Source organism: uncultured Maribacter sp. (genome assembly GCF_947500985.1).
Lineage (GTDB): Bacteria > Bacteroidota > Bacteroidia > Flavobacteriales > Flavobacteriaceae > Maribacter.
The window spans coordinates 1-210 of sequence record NZ_CANMTX010000041.1 but is presented as its reverse complement, the minus strand read 5'-3'; the positions used below and the strand labels follow the sequence as shown (position 1 = coordinate 210).

The 210-nt window shown below is 38.6% G+C and carries 1 protein-coding gene; it reads left to right on the top strand.

Annotation, left to right across the window (positions count from 1 at the left end):
• A partial coding sequence (locus tag Q0871_RS18680) for an Ig-like domain-containing protein (protein WP_299326626.1) occupies positions 1–210 on the top strand: 210 nt, incomplete at both ends.

Genomic DNA, 210 nt, shown 5'->3' with positions numbered 1-210 from the left:
ATTTTAGATAACGATTTTGGTATTCCTAGTGATGGTACGTTAACGGTAACCGATCCATCAAATGGAACTGTTGAAATCAATGATGGTGGTACACCTGATGATATTTCAGATGATACGATTACATATACTCCGAACGATGGTTTTGAAGGAACCGATGTAATAGAGTATACGGTATGTGATGCGGAAGGAAATTGTGACACGGCAACTGTA